This is a genomic window from Streptomyces sp. NPDC127106 (genome assembly GCF_042677605.1).
GTDB lineage: Bacteria > Actinomycetota > Actinomycetes > Streptomycetales > Streptomycetaceae > Streptomyces.
Map to the genome: position 1 here is coordinate 1 of NZ_JBHXTC010000029.1, position 8,876 is coordinate 8,876.

The 8,876-nt window shown below is 76.0% G+C and carries 5 protein-coding genes; 1 reads left to right on the plus strand and 4 read right to left on the minus strand.

Features of this window, described 5'->3' with window-relative positions; translation table 11 throughout:
• The 3 genes from ACFVGY_RS22880 to ACFVGY_RS22890 all read right to left on the minus strand — a co-directional run.
• A partial coding sequence (locus ACFVGY_RS22880; RefSeq protein WP_385680198.1) for an IucA/IucC family protein occupies positions 1-1,614 on the minus strand: 1,614 nt, incomplete at its 3' end.
• Entirely contained in the window at positions 1,611-3,149 is a 1,539-nt protein-coding gene (locus ACFVGY_RS22885; protein WP_385680200.1) for a pyridoxal phosphate-dependent decarboxylase family protein, read from the minus strand. The genes ACFVGY_RS22880 and ACFVGY_RS22885, both read right to left, overlap by 4 nt.
• A gap of 12 nt (positions 3,150-3,161) precedes the next feature.
• Entirely contained in the window at positions 3,162-4,970 is a 1,809-nt protein-coding gene (locus tag ACFVGY_RS22890; protein ID WP_385680202.1) for an IucA/IucC family protein, read from the minus strand.
• A 259-nt stretch (positions 4,971-5,229) separates the two neighbouring features.
• On the opposite strand from ACFVGY_RS22890, the gene ACFVGY_RS22895 reads away from it, so the two are divergent.
• The gene (locus ACFVGY_RS22895; RefSeq protein ID WP_385680348.1) at positions 5,230-6,756 is read left to right on the plus strand and encodes an MFS transporter; all 1,527 of its coding nucleotides are present in this window, start codon (positions 5,230-5,232) and stop codon (positions 6,754-6,756) included.
• Here ACFVGY_RS22895 and ACFVGY_RS22900 read toward each other — a convergent pair.
• A partial coding sequence (locus ACFVGY_RS22900) for an iron ABC transporter permease (protein WP_385680204.1) occupies positions 6,744-8,876 on the minus strand: 2,133 nt, incomplete at its 5' end. The genes ACFVGY_RS22895 and ACFVGY_RS22900 overlap by 13 nt on opposite strands.

The window sequence follows — 8,876 nt, forward strand, 5'->3', positions numbered from 1 at the left end:
CTCGGGGGCGCCCCGGCGCGGCCGCGCCCGCGCGCCCCCTGGGGGGGGGGGGGGGGGCGCTCCCCCGCCGCGGCGGGGGGGGGGGGCGGGGCCGCCCCCCCCCACGGCGAGGGTGGAGGAGTCGGCTCCGGTCCGCTTGAGGAGTTCCGGCAGATGGGAGGCGGCCAGGTAGTAGCCCTGGTTGTCGCGGAAGGTGCCGCCCGTCACCCGGCCCTGCGGGTCGAGCCGGACCAGGGTGTTCTGCTGGTGGGCCTCCAGGCCGATGCCGGTGGCGGCGTACAGGTGGAGCATGGGGACGAGGACCCGGTCGGTGTAGTCGGCCGTCCACTGCTCGGCGGCGCCGGGCCCTTGCGCGCAGACCAGCTCGCCCAGCGTGCTGCGGCCGAGGCCGGGGCGGGGGGCGACCAGGCCGACGAGGCAGCGCAGGTCGGCGATGCCGTGCGGGACCTCGCGCACGGCGACGTCGAGGCCGGTGACCTCCGGGCCCTCCGGGCGGCCGGGTTCGTCCACGGCGATCCAGGCCGGGTCGCGGGTGATCGTGAATCCGGGGTGGGCGAGGAAGGTGGTGTCGGCGTGGCCGGCGTCGAGCAGCCGGTTGACCTCCAGGCCGCGGCGCAGTTCCGTACGGGTGGACTCGCGGCGGGAGTTGGTCAGCCGCAGGCCGAGGGAGAGCTTCAGCATCACCTCGGCGCCGGGCCGGTACACGGTGCGCAGGCTGGAGGTCGGCCACCAGGCGGGGCCGAGCTCGCCGAGGGGTTCCAGAGCGCCGGAGGCGGCGAGGGCGGCGATGCGCGGGCGGTGCAGCAGGTCGCGGGCCTGCCAGGGGTGGGCGGGGATCAGGATCCGGCCGCCGGTCGGGGGCCGGCCGGCGAGGTCGGCGAGGAGGGCGACGGTGTCCCGACCGGCCAGGGAGGGCGCCCCGGCGACGGCGTCGTGGGAGACGACCGACGGGTCGGCGGCGAACCAGTGCAGGCGGAAGGAGCCGCGCAGCTCGGGCGAGAAGGCGGCGGTGTCGTGGTCGGAGATGCCGTCGCGACTCTTGGGGGCGGGGTGGTTCAAGTGGCCGAGGAGGAGGGCCTGTTCGGAGTCGAGGAAGCCGTCGGTGCCGGATGGCGGGGCGGGGTGCGCGCGGCGGTCGGCGACGAACGCGGTGACGCGGCGCACGGATTCGGCGGTCCGTTCGACCAGGTCGGCGACCTCCCCCGGGGGGACTCCGCCGGGGCGGGCGCCGCCCCGTACGGCGGCTTCCGCGGCGAGCAGGGCGACGGCGGTGACCGGATCGACGGGGTTGCCGAGGAGGCCGCCCGGGCCTTCGAGGCGGACGGGGGCGAAGCGGTGCCAGCCGGTGGGCGAGCGGTGGGTGACCTCGGTGACGAGGGCCAGTCCTGCGGTGGGCAGTTCGACCCGCAGCGGGCCGGGGCGGACGGGGGTGGCCGTCTCCAGGAGCCAGCAGCGCAGCAGGGCCTCGGCGTGGGCGTGTTCGGCAGCGGTCCGGGCGTCGGGGTCGTGCAGGGGGTCGGCGGCGGTCCGGGGGTCGGCGGCGGTCCGGGCGTCGGCGGCGTGCGGGGGGCCGGCCGGTGGGGTGGGGGTTGCGGCCGCGGCGGTGGTCGTCATGCGGCGGTCTCCTCCATCAGTCGTTCGCAGGTGCGTCCGGCGTCGAGGACGGTGTCCACGAGGTCGTCGATGTCGTCGGTGGTGGCGGACGGATTGAGCAGGGTGAACTTCAGGCACACCCGGTGCGGGGCGCCCGGTGTGCCGGCCGTGGTCTCGGTGCGGCCGATCAGGGCGCTGCCCGACTGGAGCAGGCGGCGGCGGACGGCGCCGTTGAGGGCGTCGGCGGCCGCCGGGTCCGTGCCGCCCCGGTAGCGGAAGACCACGGTGGTGAGCTCGGCCGGGGAGACCAGTTCCAGGTCGGGCTCGGCGAGGATGCGCCGTTCGGCGTGCCGGGCCAGGTCGTGGCAGGTGTCGGCCATGCGGCCCAGGCCGGTGCGCCCGTAGGCCAGGAGCGTCGCGGTCGCTTTGACGGCGTCGGGGCGCCGGGTGGTCTGGAGGCTGCGTCCGAGGAGGCCGTCGTAACCGGCCTCGGTGTCGTCGGCCGGGTTGAGGTAGGCGACCTCACGGTCGAGCGCGGTGAAGGCGCTGCCGTCCGAGACGAGCAGGGCGCTGGCGGCGGCGGGCTGCCAGCCCAGCTTGTGCAGGTCGAGGGTGACGGAGTCGGCCAGGTCCAGTCCGGCGAGGCGGTCGGCGAGGCGGTCGGAGAACAGGGCGCCGAAGCCGTACGCGGCGTCGACGTGGGTCCACGTCCCGTGGCCGGCGGCGATCTCGGCGATCTGTGCGAGCGGGTCGACGGAGCCGAAGTCGGTGGTCCCGGCGGTGGCGACGACGGCGATCGGGGTCTGGTCGGGGCGCAGGGCCGCGAGGGCGGCGGCGAGGGCCTCCGGCCGCATGCGCCGGCGTTCGTCGGTGGGGACGGTGCGGACGGCCGCCTCGCCGAGTCCGAGGGTGGCGCAGGCGCGGTGCGTGGAGAAGTGGGCGTACTCGGAGCAGAAGACGACCGGTGCGGGGAGTGCCGCCACGCCCTGTTCGCGGACGTCGATGCCGCGACGGAGGGCGGCCGCGTCCCGGGCGAGGAGCAGTCCCATCAGGTTGGAGAGGGAGCCGCCGGGGGTGAGGACGCCGTCGGCGCGTTCGCCGAGTCCCGCCAGGCCGGTGAGGGCCGCGATCAGCCAGCGTTCGACGGCGATGGCCGAGGGGCCGGAGTCGTAGGTGTCCAGGGAGGCGTTGCAGGCGTTCGCCAGCGTGTCCGCGGCGATCGCGACGGCGAGCGGCGGTGGCTGGAGGTGGGCGGCGGCGCGGGGGTGGGCGAGGTCGAGGCCCTGTTCCACGAGGACGGCGGTCAGCCGCTGGAGGGCCGCCTTGGCGCCGAGTCCCTCGTCGGGGAGGCGGGGCGGTCCGAGGGCCTCGGCGGCCGCGGCGAGGACGTCGGCGGGGGTGCCTGCGGGAACGGGGCCGGCCGGGCGGCGGGCGGCCGCCAGGGTGTCGACGATCTCACCGAGCAGGCCGTGGACCTCGCCGAGCCCGTCGAGGCCGAGCGCGGGCGACGGCGGTGCGGACGGGGGCCGGGGCGGTACTGCGGTCAGCGGTATCACGCTCTGGCCTCCTCATTCGGCAGCGAGCGGGCTGGGGTGGGTGCCGTTCGGGTACAGCGCGTGGCGCAGGGCCCGGTCGCCGTAGCGGGTGACTACGATCCGGTCGCGGTTCAGTCCGTACCGGGGGATCTCGGGGGTGAGCAGGTCGTATTCGGCGAACCGGTCGGACAGTTCGGGGAAGCGCTTGTGGAAGTCGAGGATGGTCTGCCGGACCAGCCGCCAGAAGGTGCGTTCCGGTACGCCGAGCTGGTCGGCGCAGAGCGGTGCGAGGTAGCGGAAGTGGCCGACGAAGACCTGGTCGACGACGTGCTGGCGGATGACGGACGGGTGCTTGCGCGGCAGGACGTGGTCGTGGCCGTCGGGCTCGGGGCCGCGTTCGGGCACGTCCGTGAAGGACACGCACACGTCGTCGACGAAGTCCTTCAGGTACAGGCGGGCCGGCACGTCGTTGTCGTCGTAGCCGATCAGGGTGTTCTGGCCGTGCGGGTTGAAGGTGATCCCGTAGCGGTAGAGGACGTGCAGGATCGGCACGAGCAGGGTGTCGAACAGGCGGCGCAGCCAGTCCTGCGGTTCGAGGCCCGAGGCCCGGGCGAGTTCGGCGGCGAACGCGCGGCCGGTGTGGTCGGTGTGCAGCAGCGAGGCGAAGGTGCGGACCCGTTCGTCCGGGTCCTTGCGCGCGGACACCGGTTCGCGCCAGATGCAGCCGAGGGTCTCCAGGTACTGGTAGGGCGCCCCGTCGAGCTGGGAGAGGTAGGGGTGGTGGACGGTCACCGAGGCGACCTCGCCGAGGAAGACGGTGCGGCATTCCTCCGTCAGGAACGGGTCGCGTTCCACCAGTCCGCGCAGCCACTGGGTGACGACGGGGGCCCCGGCCGTGCAGTGCGGCGGGATGCCGCGCCAGACGAGGGTGTTGAGGATCTTCAAGGGGAGTTTGACGTCGTACCGCTCGGGGGCGGTGACGTTGGCCATCGTCCGGATCGACTGGCCCGGGAGGTAGGCGTCGGGGCTCTCGCCGAGCGGGACGATGCGGCGCTGGGCCACGTCGGCGGCGTGCAGGACCTGGACCGCGTGGTCCCACTGCCAGGGGTGCACGGGCAGCCACACGTAGGCTTCGGGATCGACTCCGGCGCGCTCCAGGACGGCGGTGAACCGGCCGCGCGTCTCCTCGTCCAGCTCCCGCGCGAGGACCTCGCGTTCGGACAGCTCGGAGGTGCCGCGGAACTCGGCGAGGCCGCGGTGCACGGCCACCCAGTGGAGCTTCAGCGGCTGCGCGGACTCGGGCGCGTAGCGGCGTACGTCGGTGGCGGAGAAGCCGATCCGGCCCTTGTTGGCGACGAGCAGGTTGTGGCCGGTCATCCGGCACTCCAGCTCGGTGTGGCCGAGGGCGCGCAGCTCGGCCGCGGTCTCGCCGCCGTGGGTGAGGCGGGCGGCGTCGACGGCGAGGGTGGCCGAGAGCTCGGTGAGGTAGGTGGCGACGGTCGACGGGTCGCTGTCGATCGTCGTGGCCGCCTCGACGAGGAACTGCTGGGCGTCCCAGGCGGGTTGGGCGATGGAGTTGCCGAGCATGCCGGTGGCGGTGCGGGTGATCGAGTCCGGGTCGACGCGCAGCCAGCCGTAGGCGCCGGGTTCGGCGTGGAAGGCGTAGGTCGTGCCGCTCGCGAGGTCGACGCGGTAGCCGTCGCCGGTTTCGACCGCCTTGAGCATGTCCTCGAAGCACCATTCGCCGAGGGCTTTGGCGAGGAGGCGGCGGTTGGCTTCCCGCCAGGCCGTCGGGGAGACGTCCGGCAGGTCCGGCACGGGATGGTCGGGGGGCAGGGGCATCTGGCAGCTCCTGTATCCGTCTCGTGGCGCCCGGAGGCGATCCGTCCAGGCGAAGCCAGATTAGGGAAGCCTTACCTAAGTCGCAATCGCAACTTTCGGCCACGCTGGGACAGATGACATTCCCTCAGGAATGCACTTAGGTTAGGCTTACCAATCCGCATGCCCGTTCCAGGGTCTACGCGCTCGGGGTGAATCAGTGGCACCTTCCCGCAGTGGCTCTCCGCGATGGACGTTCGCTCTGGTCAGCGCCGGCGGCGTGATGATGACGCTGGACGTCACCGTGGTGAACGTCGCGCTCGCCGATATCGCCGGATCCCTGGACGTCGGCCTCGCCCGCGTGCAGTGGACGGTCTCCGCCTACTCCCTCGCCTTCGGAGCGCTGCTGCTCACCGCGGGCGCGCTCTCCGACCGCATCGGGCGCAAGACCGTGTTCTTGGCCGGAATGACGCTGTTCACGGTCGCCTCGGCCGCCTGTGGACTCGCGCCCGACGCGGGCACGCTCATCGCGGCGCGCGCCGCCCAGGGGCTCGGCGGCTCCCTCGTGTTCGCCCCGAGCCTCGCCCTGCTCGCGGCCGCCTACGAGGGCGCCCGCCGGCAGGCCGCCATCGCCGCGTTCGCCGCCGTCGCCTCGGCGGCAGGCGCCCTCGGCCCGGTGGTCGGCGGCCTCTTCGTGAGCGGGCCCGGCTGGCGCTGGATCTTCCTGGTGAACGTGCCGATCGGGGTCCTGGCCGTGGCCGGGGCGCTGGCCCGGCTGCCCGGAGCGCAGACACCGCCCGCCGCGGGGGCCGCCCGGCGCCGGATCGACCCGCTCGGCGCGGTGCTCGCCGTGGCCGCCCTCCTCGCCCTGCACTATCCCCTGACCGTGGGGCCGGAAGCGGGCTGGACCTCGCTGCGCGTCCTGCTGCCCGCGGCCGCGGGGATCGCGCTCACCGCCGCCCTGGTGGCCGCCCAGCGCCGCGGGGACGGCCTGATCGACCTGGCCCTGCTGCGCATCCGGGCGCTCTCCGGCGCCGCCGTGCTCGGGTTCCTCGCGCGGCTGTCCAGCCTGGGCGTGCTGGCCTTCACCACCCTGTGGCTGCAGAGCACCCACGCCTACTCCCCCCTGGAGGTCGGGCTGCACCTGCTCCCGCTGACGGGCAGTCTGCTGCTGGCCGGCCTGTTCGTGGCGCGGCTGCAGCGGGCGTTCCCCCCGCACGCCCTCGTCGCGGGCGGCTTCGGGCTCCAGGGGCTGGGCCTGCTGGCGCTGGCCGCTGCCGCGTCCGCGGCCTCCGGGGGCGGCGGCGGTGCCGGGGCGGCCGGCCCGGGCGGGGCCGCCACCGCGGCCGGGCTGGTGCTGCTCGGTGTCGGAGGGGCCGTCATCTTCCCGCCGCTGATGGGCGTCGCGGTGGGCGCGGTGCCGGCGGACCGGGCTGGCCTGGCCTCCGGGCTGACCAACGCCTGCTACCCGCTCGGCACCGCGACCGGCGTCGCGGCCTTCGGCGCCCTGTTCGCCTCCCGCCTCGACTCCGGCCTCGACTCCGGGCTCGGCGCCGGGCTCGGCGCCGCCGCCGACGCGTCGGTGCGGGACGCCGTCGGCACCGGCCGCCTCGAACTCCTCGACCCCGCGCTCCAGCCGCTCGCCCGGTCCGCGTTCTCCGGCGCCTACACGGCCGTCTGCCTGGCCTCCGCCGCCGTCTGCCTGGTCGGCGTCCTCGCCGCCCGTACGCTCCGGGACGGCGCGGCCGGGGCCGCGGGTTTCCCGGCCGGGGAGCCCGCGCGGGCCGGCCGTACGGCTCACACCTCTTGAGTCCGGCGCAGCAGCCACACCAGGTACGGGGCGCCCACCAGCGCGGTCACCACGCCCACCGGGATCTCGGTCGGCGCCAACAGCCAGCGCCCCAGCGCGTCCGAGCACACCACCAGCAGCGCGCCCAGCACCGCGGCCATGGGCACCATCCGCGCGGTGTGGCCGCCGACCAGACGGCGCGCCAGGTGCGGGGCGACCAGCCCGACGAAACCGACCGCGCCGACGGCGGCGGCCGTGCCGGCGGCCAGCACCGCGCCCGCGCCGAGGACGAGCAGCCGGGCACGGCCCAGCTCCAGGCCGAGGGCGCGCGGCAGCTCCTCCCCCAGGGCCAACAGGTCCACCGGCCGCGCCGCGACCACCAGCAGCACTGCGACCAACGCCGGCAGGACCAGCCAGCCGAGCGCCGACAGGTCCCGGCCGTAGGTGCTGCCGGCGAGCCAGCCGAGGGCGGCCGAGATGTTCATCTGCGCGCCGACGACCATGATGTTGACCAGGGCCATCGCGGTGGCGGCGGCCCCGAGGCCGACCAGCACCACCCGGGTCGGGTCCAGTCCGGGACGGCCCCCGCCCGTACTCCCCCGGGCCACGAGGACGACGACGACCAGCATCAGCAGGCCTCCGACGGCCGCAGCGGCCGGCAGCGCGGCCGCGGGCGCGGACGGGACGACCAGGATGACGGTGACGGCCCCCAGGGAGGCGCCCGCGGTCACCCCCACGAGCCCCGGCTCGGCCAGCGGGTTGCGTACGACGGCCTGCACCGCCGCACCCGCCACGGCCAGGCAGGCGCCGGCCACCGCGGCCACCAGGACGCGCGGCAGCCGGTAGCCGACCACCGCTTCGGTGATCTGCTCGGCGGACCCGGAGAGCAGCGCGCCGAGCTGGCCCCAGCCGATCTCCACGTCGCCCAGGCGCAGCGACACCGCGACGGCCGCTGCCAGTGCGATCAACCCCCCGCCGAGTACGGCGGCGAAGCCGGGGGCGCGCCGCCGGCCGGAGACGGCGACGGCCGCCCCGGTGTCCGCGTCGCCGGTGCTGATCCGGCGCGCCAGGGCCATGAAGACCGGGCCGCCGGCCAGCGCCGTGACCACGCCGACGGGGATTTCGGCGGGCTGGGTCGCGGACGGGGGCGCGATCAGCTGGGCGGCCGCGTCCGCCGCGAGGACCAGGACGGCGGCGAGCAGGGCCGCGGTCGGGATGAGTTCGGCGTGCTTGCGCAGGCCCAGCTGCCGTGCGGCGACCGGGGCGATCAGCCCGACGAAGCCGATCGGCCCGGCGAGCGAGACCGCCGCGGCGGAGAGCAGCACGGCGACGAGGAAGGCCGCGGGCCGGATCCGCTCCACACGGACCCCCATCGCCTGGGCCGTCTCGTCGCCGAGGGCGAGCAGGTCCAGCGGGCGGGCCAGGAGCGGGGCGCACAGCGCGCCGGCCAGGACCAGGGCGCCGAGGACGAGCGGCCGCTCCAGCCCGGACTGCATCAGGGTGCCGTTGCCCCAGAAGAACAGTCCCCGTGTCGCCTGCACGTCGAGCATCTGCAGGAACTCCGCCGCCGCGGTCCCGGCGAGGGCGACGGTCGCCCCGGCGAGCAGCACCCGGCCGGGGGTCATCACGCCGCCGCTGGTGAGCAGGTGGACCACGGCGACGGCGAGGAGCCCGCCGAGGAACGCGGCACCGCCGGCGGGCAGCGGCCCCAGGCTCACGCCGGTGAACGCGACGAGCACGACGGCGAGGTAGGCGCCGGCGTTGACGCCGAGGGTGTCGGGCGCGGCGAGCGGGTTGCGGGTGGCGCCCTGGACGAGGACGCCGGAGACGCCCAGTGCCACGCCGACGACCAGCCCGGTCAGGGTGCGGGGCAGCCGGCTGCCGAGCAGGATGTCGGCGGTCCGGGCGTCGCCGCGGCCCAGGACCAGGTCGGCGATGTCGGAGAGGCCCACGCCGGAGGCGCCCTGCCCGAGGTGGACCAGGGCGACCAGGCACAGGACCAGCGCCAGGGCGCCGCCCGTGAGCAGGGCGCGGGTGCGGCCCCCGGCGGGCCGGCGGCGGGCGGGGCGGGCGGGCGCGGCCCCGCGGGGGGGGGCGCGGGCGGACCACAGAAGACGGGCGCCCGCCGCCCCGGCGCCGGA